Genomic DNA, 17,194 nt, shown 5'->3' with positions numbered 1-17,194 from the left:
AAACTAAATTTTTTTGGTGCTACAAGTCATTCGGATTGTAAAGATAACTCTTATAAGAGCAAGGGCAAAGGGTAGAGGCCAGAAGCAAAAGGACAAATTCCCGAAATTTCAAGATCGCAACACTCAGTGTCTTCCAAATACCTCATTGCCAATTCGTAGGGTTTCATTTACCAGCAGTTCAAAATCCTCAAACCGGCTGCGGTGGTTGGTAATGGCCGCACGGATGGCGTAGTGGCCATTCAACACCGTATAAGAGGGGGCTGCAATACCCTGTTCATGCAAACGCATCAAAATTTCTTTGTTCCCCTTATTTAAATCGGCATCGCAATTGCCGGGATTATACCGATAGCATACAATATTCAAAGGAACAGGCGCGAGCAACTCCAGTTCTGGGTGCAATTGGATCTGTTCAGCCAGGTATTGGGCCTGCTGCAGGTTTTGCCTGATCAGCGTTCGGTAGGTCTCAAGCCCGTTTTGCTTTAACAGCATCCAAATTTTCAGGGCTTTAAAGCCACGCGACAGTTCCATGCCCAGGTTATTAAAGGCGTCGGGACCGGCTGATAACCCACGCTCGTGCAGGGTTAAATAGTTTACTGCGGTAGTAAATGCTTCCCGGTGTAACTGTGGGTCGCGAATGAGCACACAGGCGGCCTCATAATTTACATACATCCACTTGTGAAAATCGAACGACAGGCTGTCGGCCAGTTCCAGTCCTTTCAGGGCACTTGCAAATTCAGGCAACAGTTTGGGAATGGCACCAAAAGCACCGTCTATATGCAGCCACAGATTTTGTTCCTTTGCAATGACCGCCAGTTCATCCAGTGGGTCTATTGCGCCGGTATTCACCGTTCCGGCATTGCCTACAATACAAAAGGGCTGGCAACCGGCGGCTCTATCTTCCTCGATCATCCGCCGTAGTTCATCCACGCAGATTCTATAATCCGCATCAACGGGCACTTTGCGAAAATTATCGCTGCCAATACCAATCACTTCAACCCCTTTTATCACGCAATTATGTGTTTCAGCTGAACCATAGACTGTCATAGGCCCTGAAATTGCCTGTAATCCCTTTGTTTTTATCTCGCGGTTGGCGTGGTGCCGCGCCACTATCAGCGCGGTAATATTGGCCAGGGAGGCTCCGCTTAACAACAGGCCACTGGCGGTTGCGGGGTAACCCATCATTTCCTTCGACCAGTCGAGCACCTGTTTTTCTACATACATGGGCATGCTATCGCCAATGCTTACGTTGGCATTCATGCCGGAGGCCAACATATCGGCCAACATGCCAAATGGCGAACCTCCGCCCTGTACCCAGGCCCAAAACCGGGGGTGAATGTTGTTGGTGTTGTAGGGAAGTACGTTGGCGAAAAAATCCTCATACACGCCAGTGGCCCCTTGTGGTAATTCGGGCAGGGATTGCCGCATACTGGCAATGGCATCTTTTGATGGTTTTTTGTAAACCGGCCGTTGACGCGTTGTTTCCAGGTAATAGAACAGGTCATCCAGCATCCGGTGGCCCAGCTCATTCAATTTAGACCAGTCCTGCGGGTCGAGCGTTTTTTCTTCTGTAAGTAAGGCTTCTTTATTCATGGCTATATTTTTGCGGGTATAAAGTTGCTTCATCAGGCCAGACCTGGCAACCCGTTTTCTGCTATCTCTTACAAATTTCCCCAGGAATACCTTTATAAAACAGATGCAGTTTTTAATAGTTTAACTAGATCAGTTGTGGTCGTGCTATTGAGGGTTACACCCTATCTGCTCCATGTCAGATACCTGTCGGATTCACAACGCTTACCTATTTGAGTTGTATGCTATTCGTCCATTTGCCGTACATATTCCGTACCTATTAAGGAACGGAACATATACGGGATATGTACGGGATATGTACGGGTTATATGCGGAAAATCAGTGAATTACACCTGCTACAAACATGCTTCAAACACGAAGAAGCCCCGATGCAGTAATAACTACACCGGGGCTTCTTCTACTATAAGATTATATATCAGATATTTATGAATAAATGTGCTCTATGGAGCTGCGGTACTTTTCCATGACCACTTTTCGTTTCAGGCTCAGTTTGGGGGTCATTTCACCGGTTTCAATGCTCCATTCCTGGGGCAACAGTTCAAACTTTTTTATCTGCTCAACGTGGTTAAAAAATTTATTGTAACTATCGATCAGCTCACGGTACAGCTCATGTACTTTTGGTTGTTTGATCAGTTCTTCGTTGCTCAGATCTTGCATGCCCTGTTTGCGGGCCCAGTCTTTCAGGGTTGGAAAGGCGGGAATGATGAGTGCGCCTACGAATTTTCGTTCTGACCCCACTACCATGATCTGTTCTATATAGATCGATTCTTTCAGCTTGTTCTCTATAGGCAGTGGTGCTACGTATTTACCACCGCTTGTTTTGAACAACTCTTTTTTGCGGTCAGTGATCTTGAGGTATTTATCATCTGCCATCATGCCTATATCACCGGTATGGTACCAGTCGCCACTCATTTCTTCTGCTGTAAGGTCGGGGCGTTTATAGTAGCCCATCATAACGTTGGGGCCTTTGCAAAGTATTTCGCCATCTTCTGCAATCTTTACTTCCACCTGGTCAATTAATGGGCCTACCGTTCCAAATTTCCGGTCCTGTTCTTCAAAGCGGTTTACGCTGATCACAGGGGAGGTTTCAGTAAGTCCGTACCCTTCCAATACTGGTATTTTGGCTGCGGTAAAAATGCGGATCAAACGCACCTGGCAGGCGGCGCCGCCGCTTACAATACATTTCAGGTTATTACCCAATCCTTCGCGCCATTTACTAAAAATGAGTTTATTGGCCAGGGCCAGCTGCAGGTTGTAGCTAAAGCCCATAGGTTTATTGATCTCGTACCGGGTAGCCAGGTCGTGCGCCCAGTAAAATAATTTTCTTTTTATACCGGTCAATTCAGCGCCTTTGGCCATAATGCGATCGTACACTTTTTCGAGCAGGCGGGGAACGGTGGTAAACATGCCGGGTCTTACTTCTTTCAGGTTCTCCCCAATAGTATCCATACTTTCCGCGTAATAGATCGAGATACCCCTGTACAGATAGAAATAAGAGATCATGCGTTCGAAAATATGGTTCAGCGGCAGAAAACTCAGTGCCTTCATATCAGGAAAGGCAGGCAAACAGGGGTAACAGGCCATTACGTTACTGAGTATGTTCTTGTGCGACAACATTACGCCTTTGGGCGTACCGGTTGTACCAGAGGTATATATGATTGTTGCCAGGTCTTCATATTTGATATTGGCAGCAATGCTTTGTACTTTTTGCTGTGCTTCTTCACTAGAAAGGGTCACCACTTCTTTCCAATGACGGGCATTGGCCACGTGTTCAAAAGTATAAATTTCCTTAAGTGAAGGCACTCGGTCCTTTACGGTTAAAACTTTATGAAATAATTCCTCATCGTTTACAAATACCATTTTCACCTGGGCATCGTGTAATACAAACTCCAGGTCCTGCACACTAATGGTGGGATATATGGGGGCCAGAATGGCACCGATCTGCTGTACGGCCAGGTCAAGCATGATCCATTCGGGCCGGTTTTTACTAAGAATGGCAATTTTATCGCGACTTTCGGCGGTCATATCGCCGCATTGGATGCCCAGGTTTAGTAAACCTGCGCTTAGTTTATCTACTGTAGTTTTTACATCCTGGGTGCTATAAGATTTCCATTGCCCGTTTTCTTTTGCAGCCAGCATGTTGGGCAATGGCTTTTTTTCTAAATGGAATTGCAGGCAATCGAATAATCGTTTGGGTTCGGTCATAGCTGTTTTTTAAATAGCCGGTCTTGGATTTTAATTGAATTTAGCAATTCTGCGCAAATAAAAAAAGTCCCGACGCAATGGCCGGGACTAATTATTTATTTTACTGTTTGGTAGTATTGCCCCGAGGGTAATTTGAATACCCGGTTATGTTGAAAGTAGTCGAATTTGTTATATTCTTCCTGGTGGGTCTTGGTCCAGTTTTCGTAGGCTGGCAGGTTGTTGGTAGTGCCAAAAACCCATTGGTTATAAGCATCGAACATACCCGCTTTTAACAGTTGCTGGTGATATTCGTATAGGCGGAAGGGAAATGCCTTGGCATATTTCGAAAACCATTCCAGCACGAACTTAGTGCGCACAGCCGATAAAGTTTCCGGAGTGACCCCATTGGTGCCCATAAATGTAGATTGTGATTTCATTACATCGAGGAATGCTTTCACAAAATCATTTTTTGTGTCCTGGTCTTTGGTCATATTGGCATCGGTGAATAATTTCTTGTAACCATCGAGCAGCACCATCTTAATTTCGGCAGTGCGTTTTGAATAGCTTTCAAGATTTATAAAAATTTCACCATAGATAAGGCACCATACTTTATCGGTAGTAAAATAGTAATATTTAGCGGCGTTATAATAAGTGCTTGAAAAGGAGGGGTCTGTTTCAATGCCTTTTTCCCATAATTTGATGGCATCGGTGTAATTTTTTTTGCTCCACAGCATTTCGCCATATTCATTATACAGGGTGCCGCTGTTGGGGAATTTCTTCAGGGCTGTCTTGTACATTTTTTCGCATTCCTTACCTTCTTCAATGGCCTTGTACAACATACCCAGGATCTGAAAGCTTTGTACATCCGCGTCCTGACGGTCGGGAAATTTTCTGGCCACTTCAATGCCATGCGAATAATCGCGGTTAAGGTAATAGGCAAAGGCCAGGTCTTTTTGCAGTTCCAGGTTATCGGTATTGGTTTGCAGTCCCCGGTTTAACACCAGAACGGCGTTGGAATAATCTCCCTGCTTCATGTAATTTTTGGCCGTTTCCTGTACAGTTTTTACATCAACAGGCTCCTGTTGGGCCTGTGTCATATTTACGGCCAATAATAAGCCTACAACTGGTAAAAGATGTTTCATACGGAGCCAAAGATAAGGGTTGTGGGGGCTTATTGTTGGGGAATAAAGTTAAAATCTGGGGGAGATGTATAATGGGAGGAGAGGTTGATAGGGTTGACACGTTAACAGGTTGACAAGGGAGGGTGAGTTGATCAGTTGACCAGGTTGATCAGGTTAACAGGTGACCAGAGCCTGCCCCGCTTGTGAGGATTGATAATATTGATTGGGCATAAGTGGACGTTTGCGCCAGGTATGATAATAATATTAACATTATAAACCCACCCCCCTACCCCCTCCTGGGAGGGGATTCCTTAAGACAAGCATTAACTAAACGACATTGAATGGGCAATAGGCAAGAGGTCTCGGCTTAGCCGGGAGCAATTGGCAATAAATTTTTAGGGGACATAAGATAATTATTAGTCGCAATAGTCGCGAGCCACTCACAACTCACAACTCACTTTCTCTCCGCCGGTTCATAAAAAGCTGAAAACCGGCAGGCGTTACTAATTTGTAGCAACTGCCTTTCCGGCTTTCTATAATTCGGCCTTCGGCCTCAATATGATTGTAATACTTGTTAACCTTTCAACCTATTAACCGTAAATCAAGTGTGTCAATAACCCATCCCTGAGCTTAGGTTCAAACCAGGTGCTTTTGGGTGGCATTACATTACCACTATCGGCAATATCGAACAACTGTTGAATGGTTACCGGATGCAAGCTGAAGGCTACGGCCATCTCGCCGCTGTTCACTCTTTTTTCCAGTTCTCCCAGTCCGCGAATACCGCCTACAAAGTCGATGCGTTTATCGGTACGCTGGTCTTTGATTCCTAAAAGTGGGTCCAACACCAGGTTAGATAATATAGACACATCCAGCACACCAATGGGATCGTTTGTCCAGGTACCTGGTTTAGCGGTAAGGGTATACCACTGACCTTTCAGGTACATGCCAAACTGATGCAGGGAAGCCGGAGCTACGGCGCTGCCTGATTTTTCAACAGTAAAATGAGCTCCTAATTTTTCCAGTAACGCTGCTTCGGTAAGGCCGTTCAGGTCTTTCACCACCCGGTTATAATCCATGATGTACAACTGGTTCGATGGGAACAGGGTAGTAAGGAAATAATCGGCTTCTGCCTTAGCCTGCGCACCCAGTGCTTTTCGCACCTTGGCTGCAGAGGCGGCCCGGTGGTGACCATCGGCGATATACGTTTGCGGGATCTGTGTTTTGAACAGATTGGTTATTTGGTTATTCACTGCATCATCGGTGATCACCCAAATGGTATGGCTGATAGCGTCATCGGCTACAAAGTCATACACCGGTGTGTGGGTGTTTTTCCATTGTTCAATCAGCGTATCCACTTCCGCATTGTTTCTGTAAGCCAGAAACACATTACCGGTTTGTGCACCGGTAGTGGCTATGTGATTAATACGGTCCTGCTCTTTTTCAGGGCGGGTAAACTCGTGTTTTTTAATAACATCATTCTCATAATCATCAACGGAACTGGCAGCCACCAAACCGGTTTGGCTTCGGCCATTCATTATCAGTTGATATATGTAATAGCAGGGTTTGTCTTCCCTGAATAAAATACTGCGTTGAATAAACGCTGCAATATTCTCTTTAGCTTTTTCATACACTGGCTGGCTATGGATATCCATATCCTCGGGCAGGTCGATCTCTGATTTTGTTATATGCAGGAACGAGTATGGATTACCTACTACTTCTTCACGGGCTTCTTTTGAATTCAGCACATCGTAAGGACGTGAGGCAACCTGCTTTGCCAGCTCGGGACGCGGGCGCAGGGCTTTGAAAGGAGAAATATTGGCCATTGTAATATTATTAAGCGTTTTTATAACCTTAAAAATTGCTTGGGCGCTGGATAATCAGGGTGATGGATTGAATCTGACAGATCGGATTGCATCGAAGCGAATGACCTGTCAGGTCTGCTTTACCCACCACAAGGCGAATTGCCGAGGCAGACCTTACAGGTCATGTCTCTTATCCTTTTTTATTTGCGAAATCCTTCATCAGGTCGGTCAATACCTGCACACTTGAAAGAGGCAAGGCGTTGTAAAGCGAAGGTCTGAACCCGCCAACACTGCGGTGACCTTTCACTCCATAAATATTGTTCTGCTTGCACAGGGTCAGAAATTCTTTTTCCAGATCGGTATTGTCCATCACAAAGCAGGCATTCATAATGCTGCGGTCTTCTTTATTGATCACCGTGCCTTTGAACACCGGTAAGCTATCGATGGTATTGTACAATAATTGCGCCTTCTGGTTATTGATCTTTTCTATTGCTGCCACCCCGCCCTGGCTCTTTAACCAGCGCAGCGTAAGCATACATACGTAAACTGCAAAAACCGGTGGCGTATTTAACATGGAACCGTTCTCGATATGTTGGCGGTAATCCATCATAGTTGCCAGTTTGCGGTTTACTTTACCCAGGATGTTTTTATTTACAACCACCAGGTTTACTCCCGCAGCACCTACATTCTTTTGGGCGCCGGCATAAATAAGGTCGAATTTTTTAAAGTCCATTTCCCGGCTCAGGATATCACTGCTCATATCCGCTACCAATGGTACACCGGCTTCAAAGAAAGGCGTGAAATCGTGCCATTGAACACCATGAATGGTCTCATTGGTGGTCAGGTGCAGGTATTTGGCTGTTTTAGGAACAGTGAATTGTTTGGGCAGGTGGTTGTAGTTCGATTCTTTAGCACTGCAAACTACTTCCACATGGCCGAATAGTTTGGCTTCTTTTATGGCTTTGGCCGACCAGGTACCGGTGTCGGTATAGGCGGCTATTTCATTATCATTCAACAGATTCATGGGAATTTGAAAGAACTGGGTGGAAGCGCCACCATGCAGGAACAACACTTCATGCTGATCATCAAGTTGCATTAATTCTTTCACCAGGGCAATGGCTTCATCCATTACTGCCTGAAACAGATCGGTGCGGTGGCCAATCTCCAGGATCGACAAGCCGGAGTTATTGTAATTTAAAATGGCTTCACTGGCTTGTTTAAATACTTCCGGGGGGAGAATGCTGGGTCCCGCGTTAAAATTGTGCATCATTGTTTCATCTTAAATTAGAAGGAGTGCAAAGGTACCTAATTTGGTGGACTAAAGACCCTTCAAATTTTGATGTTGATGCGTAATTCATTCATAATGAGTTAATCACAATCTTTGCCTATTGCCTTTCCCTGTAGCCATGCCTGGTTTAAACGGTCAAATTCGCGCTGGTCTTCTTCGCTGAAGTTCTTATGCGAGAGTTGTTTTAGGTCGGGTTGGCCGGCATTGACCCAGGCTGTATACCAAAAGGACGCCACGGCAGCAATGGATTGTTGCATACGCCGCTCGATCATGTTATTCAAAAGCTGGTCGTAGGCCAGACAGTAAGTACTGGCATATTGCCGGAGAACCTGGCCATTCCGGGGTTCAAAAGAATACTTCTGGTCGGCGGAAAACCGGGCGGTCAATTCCCGCTCAATTCGTAATACGGTGTCGGAAGCAGCAGCGCTTTCGAGCACTCGTTTCCAGGTAAATGCAAGCGGGTTGGCAAGGTAACTGGCTTTACCCATCAGAAAGTCCCAATTGGTAGCGGCCAGCAGTTCGGGAATACGCGATTCCCAAAAGGCATGAATACCCTGTTGGTTGGTGAGTTGCCCGTTGTGATTGCTGCATACATGCAGGGGTACATGTGCATCGGCGATATAATGCCCCAGATCGGCCGAAAGCTTCAGGATCTTCGCCTGATCTTTTTCCTTAAAGGCTGTAGTGAGCCGCTGCAGCATGATTTGAATGTGCCAGGGTACAATTCCATATGCCTGTAAAGTGTCATTGCCATATTTTTCAAGGGCTTTGGTGAACACGCGGGGCAATGAATCGAATGGATAGTTGCCGTAATGATCGATATCGATATAATGGCGGGCACCTTCTGCGGGTACCATATAACGACGTTTGTCGGGGTCAACGGCATGATCGGTGAGGAAGGAGAGATTGGGTTTATACAATACCATCATTTCGGGAGGCAGCATAAATACCGCATAATAATTTATCTGGCGGTGGGCGTAGAAACCCCAAGGGTACAGGGGGAGGTGGTAAAGTGTATATATAGTTATTAAAAGTAGCTTTTTCATTTGTGACAAGCGTTAAGGCAATGGGCAATAGATTTTTGGCGGCGCAAGGTAATTATTCATCTCAGCAGTCGCGAGCCCACTCACAACTCACAACTTGATGTCTTTGCAAAGATAGGAGCAACGTATTGTGAGAGCCGGTAGTTTGTCGGCTAAAATAAAAAAGGGAACTTCCATTAATTGGTAGTGTTCCCTTTTTTAGAGTATAAGTATAGTTATACAGCTTTTCTGCCTGCTGGCATTTACCTTATCCACAAAGGAGCGTCCATTGCCCATTGCCTATTTCCCATTGCCCTCTGGTGAACAACCCTTTGGCAGATGACCCACCTTGTATTTCTCTCTGCCCTCTTCCCTTTGCCTTCTGCCTTCCTATTTCCCATTACCTTTTGACGTTGCACTCTCTTCTTCGATGGTAGTAACGCCGCCTGAGATAGCAAACTTCATGGCTTCTGCTGAACTGATGTCGGTTAACAATTTTACCCGGTCGGTCTTAACAAAGTAAAGCCGGCCAGTGAGGGCATATGATTGAGGAACATACACCGCAACGTATTCCTGCAGGCCAAAGCCATGTACCTCTTCCTGGGTAATAAAACCGATCTGCCAAACATCAGTTGTTTCAATACTAACCAGTACAGCCTTATCAAATTTTCTTTTATTGCCGGCAAAGGCCTCAAAGAAATCTTTTACGGTAGAGTACAGGATCTTGATACCCGGGGTGCGTTCCAGTATTTTATCGAACAGGTCAACCAGTTTACTGATAATATAAGAGGAAGAGATATACCCTACCAGTATAACTATAAGGGTTACCAGTATAAATCCCAGTCCTGGTATTTTTTTAGCATTGCCGGCAGCGTCAGTACCCAATAAATCAGGGTTGAAATAGCTGATAAGGCTGGGCAGGATGTTGTCGACAAAATTAAATAAGGCAGTTACTGCATAAATAGTGATGGCTATAGGCGCTAAAATAATTAGCCCTTGCAGAAAGTACTGTATAACCTTTTTAAATATATGTGGAGATTTCATTAGCTGCTTTGTTTGTGCTTTCCAAAATTAGCCCATTGCGGGGGCTAATAAAATAAGCTTGTGTAAAGTTGTTTGTTTAAAGCTGGAAAGCAATCTGTTAGCAAAGATACGTGTTGGCGCAAATACTGTACCACAGCTATTATAAAGCATTAAATAACGAACATAGTTCGGTGGGGGCATTTGTTACAGGCGGTATAAAATTGGGGTCGGAAACTTTGGTAACGAAAAAAGTTTCCATAGTTTTGTGCCCGATAATTATGATACCAGACATAAACACAAAAGTGCGTATCCGGGATAAAGCGAAGGAATTATTCTTACGATATGGTATTCGCTCAGTATCCATGGATGATATAGCCAACCAGTTGGGTATGTCGAAAAAGACTATCTATCAGTACTATACTGATAAGAATGAACTGGTTGATGCGGTAATAGAAGATGAATTGCAGAATATGCAACATGATTGCCTGAAATGCGGTGAAGAGGCGAAGGATGCCATTGAGGAAATATTTTTAACAGTTGATCAGGTTGTTGAACAATTAAGTAGTATGAACCCCATGGTATTATACGATATGGAGAAATTCCATATTCGTGCATACCAGCGGTTTATGGAACATAAAAATAAATTCCTGTTACAGGTCATCAGAAAGAACCTGGAGTGGGGAGTGAAAGAGGGACTATACCGCCCCGATGTGGATGTGGATATAATATCGAAATTCAGGTTGGAATCGATGATGATCCCCTTCAACATAGACCTCTTCCCTCCATCGCGGTATAAACTATCTGAAGTTACCAAAAACATTATTGAACATTATGTATTCGGGGTTGCATCCCTGAAAGGACATAAACTGATTTTGAAATATCAACAGCATAGAAATAAAAATGCAAAGAACTATGAAACTGAATCCGGTAAGCATATCTAGAGTCGTGGTGATGCTGGTTTTAGCAAGCATCATGCGACCGGCTAATGCACAGGAAAAACATGCGTTCACCGCACAACAGGCGGTAGATTATGCCATGAAAAACAGTATAAACGTAAAGAACATCCTGCTCGACTACAAGTTACAGGAGCAAACAAACCGTGAAATAACATCGGCTGCGTTCCCGCAACTCGATGCAAGAGCGGGTGCAGTATATAACCCGAACATTGCCGTGCAGGCGTTCCCCAACTTTATTGCGGCTGGAACATATGGGGTTTTACAGCAGGAAGGCGTAAAAAATGCCTCCGGCCAACCCATTACTGCTCCGGGCGATTTTGGGTTGATCGAAGCCCAGTTTGGAACAAAGTATACCGCCAATGTGGGTGTTGATCTTAGCCAGATCTTATTCGATGGACAGGTATTCGTTGGTTTGCAGGCCAGAGAAACTTCGTTGCAATGGGCCAAAAAGAATGTTGAAGTAACTGAAGTGCTTATTAAAGCCAATGTTGTTAAAGTATACTATCAACTGGTAGCCGGTAAAACCCAGCTCGATCTGCTGGATGCCAACATTGAAAGATTATCAAAGCTGCAGCATGATACCCGTGAGATGTATAAAAATGGATTTTCAGAAAAGCTGGATGTTGATAAACTAACTGTTCAGATCGCTAACCTGGAAACCGAAAAAAAGAAGGTACAGAATAACATCTATACTGGATACCTGGGGCTTAAAATGCTGCTTGGTATGCCGGTAAAAGATGAGGTGGTGCTAACAGATACACTTAGCGACAGCAAACTCAAAGATGGTATCCTGGAATCCAGTACTTATAATTATTCTGACCGCAAGGAATTTCAATATGCCGAATTAGGAAAAAAGCTCAGGGAATATGATCTTAAACGTTATAAGCTGAGCCAGATACCAACTGTAAGGCTCACCAGTTCTTACTCAAAGAACGCGATGCGTAATAAGGCCGATTTCTTTGGCAAAGGCGACTGGTATACCTTTTCAAATGTAGGCCTCAACATTTCAGTTCCGCTATTTCATGGTTTCAGCACCCGGTCGAAAATTGAAACGGCCAAGCTGAATCTGGAAAAGACCTCCAATGATATGGAGAACCTGAAATTGACGATCGATCAGGAAGTGGCCATTGCCCTGGCAAACTTCAAGACTGCCATCGAAAATATGGATTATCAGAAGCAGAATATGAAGCTGGCAATAGAAGTATTTGATCAAACCCAGAAGAAATTCCAGGCGGGCCTGGGTTCAAACACCGAGATCAATACGGCCCAAACAGATCTGAAAAGCGCTGAATCTAACTATATAACCGCTTTACAGCAAGCTATTATAGCTCGTGTTGATTACATGAAAGCTATTGGAAAACTATAAGTTCAGTACTCTATAAAAACCTAAACCAACAAAATGCATTCAACGGATAAATTTACCGATATGAAAAGTACGTATAGCGTAATTGGCACTGTTGCAGTTCTTCTTTTATTAACAGCATGCGGTGCTACTTCTGGAAATAAAGAGCTGGAAGAGAAAAAAGCCAAACTGGAAGCATTAAAGAATGAGCAGGCCAAGTTGGAAAAAGAAATTGCTAAACTGGATACCAGTGCCGCAAAAGAAGAAAAACCCAAGCTGGTTGTGTTAAGTACTGTTCAATCTGCTCCTTTTACTCACTACATAGATCTGCAGGGTAAAATAGACGCTCAAAATATTGCCTGGGTTACGCCCCGCAACCAGGGTGGCCTGGTACGTGCTGTATATGTAAAACAAGGTGATTACGTACGTAAAGGTCAGTTACTGCTTAAACTTGATGACGGAACCGTTCGCCAACAGATTGAACAAAGCAATTTGACGTTGAGCCTTGCAAAAACTACGTATGAGCGTCGTAAAAATCTGTGGGACCAAAAGATTGGTACCGAGATGGAATTAATAAAAGCCAAGAATGATGTGGAAGCTGCTGAAAAGCAAATTGATCTTTTAAAAGAACAGCAAAACATGTCGAATGTATATGCTGAATTGAGTGGTGTTGCTGATCAGGTAACCATAAAAGTAGGAGAAACATTTTCTGCTACCAGTGCTTCACAAATGGGTATTCGTATCGTGAACACCGGTGATTTAAAGGTTACTGCGAATGTACCGGAAGCGTATCAAACAAAAGTACATGAAGGAACGGTTTTAAAAGTTACGTTGCCTGAGGATAATAATAAATCTATCAGCACAAAAGTATCTGTAACCGGTAAGCTTATCGATCCATCAACCCGCTCTTTTTATATTGAAGGACGTGTACCCGGAAGCAGTTTCCGTCCCGGCCAGGTGGCAATGGTGCGCATTCAGGATTATTCTGTTTCCAAGGCTATTACCATACCCATTAATACCCTGCAAAATGATGAAAAAGGAAAATTTGTAATGGTGGCTGCTACTGAGAAGGGTAAAAAAGTAGCTAAGAAAAGAGCTATAACTGCAGGAGCACTGTATGGCGATACGCTTGAAGTAACAAGCGGTCTGCAAGCCGGTGATGTAGTGATCACTGAAGGCTTCCAGGGTCTGTACGACGGTCAGGCCATCATTACCGATGCCAAATAGTATTAAGCAGATTTTGACTTACACACCAAATCTATTGTATGAGTGTTTTAGAAAATATTAAAGGTCCCTTCAAAAATTTCGGCCCCACTACGTGGAGTATAAAAAACAAGGCCTCTATTTACCTGGTCATGTTGGTCGTGAGTTTATTTGGAGTGTTCCAGTTCGTGACCTTACCCAAAGAACAGTTTCCTGATATCGTTATCCCTACCATATATGTACAAACCATTTATGTAGGTAATTCACCCAAGGATATTGAAAACCTGGTTAGCCGCCCCATTGAAAAACAGATCAAAGGGATCACCGGCGCCAAGATCAATAAAACCACCAGTACTTCCGTTGCGGACTACTCGGCCATCATGGTTGAGTTCAGCACCGATGTAAAAACTGATGTAGCGCTGCAGAAAGTAAAAGATGCGGTAGACAAGGCCAAGCCTGATCTGCCTACCGACCTTACTGAAGAACCCGCTGTTATGGAAGTGAGCTTTTCAGAGCAGCCCATCATGTACGTGAACCTGTATGGTGATTATGACCTGCCCCGGTTGAAAAAATATGCCGATGACATGCAGGATAAACTGGAAGAATTAAGCCAGTTGAACCGGGTTGACCTGGTTGGCGCACCCGAGCGTGAATTCCAGATCAATGTAGACAATTACAAAATGCGCAGCGCCAATATCACCTTCGATGATATTGCCAATGCTGTTTCCCGCGAGAATATGGATATCTCCGGTGGTTTGCTCGACGTAGGGAACACAAAACGTACGCTGCAGTTAAAGGGTCAGTTTAAAACCGCTTATGATATTCAAAAGGTGGTGGTGCGTAATACCAGCAGTTCGCCCATTTACCTGAAAGATATTGCAGAAATAAAAGACACCATCAAGGACAGAGAGAGTTATGCCCGCTTGAATGGTAAGAACGTAATTACGCTGAACATCATTAAACGTGCCGGCGAAAACCTAATTGAAACATCTGATGCGGTCAAGAAAGTGGTGGAGGAAATGCAAAAAACTTCACTGCCGAAAGACCTGAACGTATCTATAACCGGTGATCAGAGTAAAGCATCCCGCACTTCGTTCAACGACCTGGTAAATACCATCGTTATCGGTTTCGTGCTGGTGTTGATCATCCTGATGTTCTTCATGGGCGTTACCAACGCCTTCTTCGTGGCACTCTCGGTTCCCCTGAGTATGTTTGTGGCGTTTATCTTTCTACCCGCGGCGGACCTTATTGTAGGTACGCACGTTACGCTCAACTTCATAGTACTGTTTGCCCTGTTGTTCGGCCTGGGTATTATTGTGGATGACGCCATTGTGGTAATTGAAAATACCCACCGCATATTTGTTGAAGGCAAAGGACGATTGAATAGTGAACGATCGGCCATGATGGCGGCGGGTGAGGTATTCATACCGGTATTAGCTGGTACCCTGACCACACTGGCGCCCTTCGTTCCCTTGTTGTTCTGGCCTGGCATTATTGGTAAGTTCATGATCTATCTGCCTACGATGCTCATCTTTACATTAACGGCATCGTTGATAGTGGCGTTCATTATGAACCCGGTATTTGCTGTTGACTTCATGAACCATCCTGAAGGCGAACACAGACAACCCAAATCGGCCATCTTCCGCAAACCCGCTATATGGGCTACCCTGGTGGTAGGTATCTTATTCGATCTGAGTGGAGTTACCTTCCTCGGGAACTTTTTGATCTTCATCGTACTGATGATCATTCTGAATAAGTATGTGCTGGATGGAGTGATACATGCCTTCCAGAACCGTGCCCTGCCCTGGATCATGGGTCATTATGAAACAGCGTTACGCTGGGCCTTGAAAGGATGGCGGCCTGTACATCTGCTGCTGGGCACATTTGTTTTACTCATACTCACTTTTGTGTTCTTTGGCGCCCGTAAAGTGCCGGTAGTGTTCTTCCCCAGTGGCGACCCCAACCAGATCTATGTTTACCTGAAATTGCCGGTTGGTACCGATGTAAACTATACTGATTCCGTTACGCACACCCTGGAAGAAAAAGTTTACAAGGTGCTGCACATGGAGAAAGACAGCAAAGGAAATTATAAAGAGAACCCGATCGTTGAAAGTGTGATCAGTAACGTAGCGGTAGGCGCCGGTGATCCGCAGAGCGGCGATAGAAGTACAAGACCTGAGCTGGGCCGTATACAGATATCGTTTGTTGAATTTGAAAAACGCCATGGTGTTGCTACCGCGCCCATCCTTGATGAAGTACGCCAGGCGATAAAAGGTATTCCCGGTGCTGAGATCTCTGTTGACCAGGAAAAAGGTGGTCCGCCAACAGATCCTCCGATCAATATTGAAGTAGCCAGTGAAGATTTTGATAACCTGATCAAGACTTCCGTTTCGTTGAAGAACTACCTCGATTCTATACAGATACCTGGTGTGGAAGAGTTGAAAATGGATATTGACCTTACCAACCCTGAGGTGACCTTTACGGTTGACCGCGAGCGGGCGTTAATTGAGGGTGTTAGTTCTCAGCAAATTGGTATGGCAATAAGAACGGCTGTATTTGGCAGGGAAGTTTCGAAGATCAAGGATGGTGAAGATGAATACAAGATCCAGTTGCGTAACCTGGAAGGTCAGCGTAAGAGCCTGTCCGACCTGTTGAATATGGAGGTTTCCTTCCGTGATGCAAGTAATGGCGTAAAACACGTGCCCATCAGCTCGCTGGTAAAAGTTGATTATACCAGCACTTTGGGAAGTGTAAAACGTAAGAACCAGAAGCGGGTGATCACCATACGTTCAAACGTATTATTGAATGTGACCACACCTACCGCTGTAAACCAGGTAATAGCTACTCATATCGACAAGTTTAAACAAGGAGCTCCTGATGGGGTTACCATTAAACAAACCGGTGAGGGAGAGCAACAGGCCGAAACAGGCGCCTTCCTTGGTAAAGCCCTGGTGATTGCCCTGTTCTTTATCCTGTTGATCCTGGTAATTCAGTTCAACTCGATAAGTAAACCGGTGATCATTTTAACCGAGATCATCTTCAGTGTGATCGGGGTATTGTTAGGCTTTGCCTTTACAGGTATGCAGGTATCGGTGGTTATGACCGGTATTGGTATCGTTGGTTTGGCCGGTATTGTGGTAAAGAACGGTATCCTGGTTATTGAGTTTGCCGATGAATTAAGGGCTCGTGGTATGAAAACAAGGGAAGCGCTGGTGCAAGCTGGTAAAACGCGTATCATTCCGGTATTGTTAACTGCCCTGGCAGCGATCCTGGGTCTGATACCGCTGGCCGTTGGTTTGAATATCAACTTCGTTACCCTGTTCTCTGAACTGAATCCCCACATCTTCTTTGGTGGTGATAACGTGGTGTTCTGGAAACCATTGTCATGGACTATCATTTTTGGTTTGGCATTCGCGTTCTTTATGACCCTGCTGATATTGCCAGCCATGTACCTGATAGCAGAAAGGTTAAGAAGACCCATGCGTAAAATGTATGGTGGTAAATGGATCTCGTTTGTTGGTATTCCGCCATTAACGTTCATCTTTATTTTGTTAATGCTGGTTACCATGATGGTTCAGGGCTTTAAAGTAAGACGCAGAAGAAGAAAGCTGGCCGGTAAGAAGGAAAAAGTAAATGAAGCGTTTATTGGAAGCTGGTTCTAATACA

At 44.6% G+C, this 17,194-nt stretch carries 11 protein-coding genes; 4 read left to right on the top strand and 7 right to left on the bottom strand.

Annotated elements, in window-relative coordinates:
- Window positions 1–123: 123 nt before the first annotated feature.
- The 7 genes from J7I42_RS03250 to J7I42_RS03220 form a co-directional block, all read right to left on the bottom strand.
- Window positions 124–1,590, bottom strand: a complete 1,467-nt coding sequence (locus J7I42_RS03250) for a pyridoxal phosphate-dependent decarboxylase family protein (RefSeq protein ID WP_209137335.1) — start codon at window positions 1,588–1,590, stop codon at window positions 124–126.
- Window positions 1,591–2,010: 420 nt separating this feature from the next.
- The gene (locus tag J7I42_RS03245) at window positions 2,011–3,792 is read right to left on the bottom strand and encodes an AMP-dependent synthetase/ligase (protein ID WP_209137334.1); all 1,782 of its coding nucleotides are present in this window, start codon (window positions 3,790–3,792) and stop codon (window positions 2,011–2,013) included.
- A gap of 95 nt (window positions 3,793–3,887) precedes the next feature.
- Window positions 3,888–4,913: a tetratricopeptide repeat protein gene (locus J7I42_RS03240; protein WP_209137333.1), complete on the bottom strand. Its 1,026-nt coding sequence runs from the start codon at window positions 4,911–4,913 to the stop codon at window positions 3,888–3,890.
- 569 nt (window positions 4,914–5,482) lie between these two features.
- Window positions 5,483–6,715 carry a DUF1015 domain-containing protein gene (locus J7I42_RS03235; protein ID WP_209137332.1) on the bottom strand — a complete coding sequence of 411 codons (1,233 nt, stop codon included), beginning with the start codon at window positions 6,713–6,715 and terminating at the stop codon, window positions 5,483–5,485.
- A gap of 169 nt (window positions 6,716–6,884) precedes the next feature.
- Complete coding sequence (serC, locus tag J7I42_RS03230) at window positions 6,885–7,964, bottom strand: 3-phosphoserine/phosphohydroxythreonine transaminase (RefSeq protein ID WP_209137331.1); 1,080 nt, start codon at window positions 7,962–7,964, stop codon at window positions 6,885–6,887.
- Between the two features lie 98 nt (window positions 7,965–8,062).
- Window positions 8,063–8,926 carry a zinc dependent phospholipase C family protein gene (locus J7I42_RS03225; protein WP_209137330.1) on the bottom strand — a complete coding sequence of 288 codons (864 nt, stop codon included), beginning with the start codon at window positions 8,924–8,926 and terminating at the stop codon, window positions 8,063–8,065.
- Window positions 8,927–9,394: 468 nt separating this feature from the next.
- Window positions 9,395–10,048, bottom strand: a complete 654-nt coding sequence (locus J7I42_RS03220) for a DUF502 domain-containing protein (RefSeq protein ID WP_209137329.1) — start codon at window positions 10,046–10,048, stop codon at window positions 9,395–9,397.
- Window positions 10,049–10,305: 257 nt separating this feature from the next.
- Between J7I42_RS03220 and J7I42_RS03215 the strand changes: the two genes are divergently transcribed.
- Genes J7I42_RS03215 through J7I42_RS03200 form a run of 4 tightly spaced genes read left to right on the top strand, consistent with a single transcriptional unit; the run spans window position 10,306 to window position 17,190 of the window.
- The gene (locus tag J7I42_RS03215) at window positions 10,306–10,968 is read left to right on the top strand and encodes a TetR/AcrR family transcriptional regulator (RefSeq protein ID WP_209137328.1); all 663 of its coding nucleotides are present in this window, start codon (window positions 10,306–10,308) and stop codon (window positions 10,966–10,968) included.
- Complete coding sequence (locus J7I42_RS03210; RefSeq protein WP_209137327.1) at window positions 10,940–12,349, top strand: TolC family protein; 1,410 nt, start codon at window positions 10,940–10,942, stop codon at window positions 12,347–12,349. Before J7I42_RS03215 ends, J7I42_RS03210 begins: the two co-directional genes overlap by 29 nt.
- Window positions 12,350–12,409: 60 nt before the next feature.
- Complete coding sequence (locus tag J7I42_RS03205) at window positions 12,410–13,552, top strand: efflux RND transporter periplasmic adaptor subunit (RefSeq protein ID WP_209137326.1); 1,143 nt, start codon at window positions 12,410–12,412, stop codon at window positions 13,550–13,552.
- Window positions 13,553–13,590: 38 nt separating this feature from the next.
- On the top strand, window positions 13,591–17,190 hold the full coding sequence (locus J7I42_RS03200) for an efflux RND transporter permease subunit (protein WP_209137325.1): 3,600 nt from the start codon (window positions 13,591–13,593) through the stop codon (window positions 17,188–17,190).
- The last annotated feature ends 4 nt before the right edge of the window (window positions 17,191–17,194 follow it).

Origin of the sequence: Niastella soli (genome assembly GCF_017742245.1) — a bacterium.
GTDB classification, from domain to species: Bacteria; Bacteroidota; Bacteroidia; order Chitinophagales; family Chitinophagaceae; genus Niastella; species Niastella soli.
Note: the sequence above shows the minus strand (reverse complement) of the source record. Positions and strands in the feature narration are given on the sequence as shown.